Consider the following 506-nt stretch of genomic DNA (forward strand, 5'->3'; position numbering starts at 1 on the left):
ATGGTCGCCAGGTTTCTCGCAGAAGATGTGATCTCCTCGGTGGAGGCCAGCTGTTCTTCCGTAGCAGCAGCTACATGGTCGCCAGGTTTCTCGCAGAAGATGTGATCTCCTCGGTGGAGGCCAGCTGTTCTTCCGTAGCAGCAGCTACAGACTGTGCTGTTCCTGATGTTTGCTGTGCAACAGAACCGACATTGGCAACCGTTGCGGCAATCTGCTCCGAAGAAGCAGCCATCTGCTGTGCAGCTGCAGCGGTTTCCTGAATCTTGCTCGCTACTTCCTGAGAAGCTTCTACGATTTGACCGAAGGCCATCTCGGCGCTGCCTACTTCCTTCAAGCCTTCCTGTACTTCCAGTAATCCAGTGTTCATAACCCCTGCAGCGCGAACAGAATCTCTTTGAATGTTGGAGATGAGTTCTGAGATACCACGCACGGAATCATCTGTCTGAGAAGCAAGCTTGCGAACCTCTCCAGCTACAACCGCAAAACCTTTACCGCTATCTCCGGCA

1 protein-coding gene is annotated in these 506 nt (G+C 53.0%); it reads right to left on the bottom strand.

Annotated features, from left to right (window positions below):
- Positions 1-70: 70 nt before the first annotated feature.
- A partial coding sequence (locus tag AC1DUA_RS40415) for a methyl-accepting chemotaxis protein (RefSeq protein WP_477504990.1) occupies positions 71-506 on the bottom strand: 436 nt, incomplete at its 5' end.

Source organism: Paenibacillus sp. 01T422, assembly GCF_056398785.1.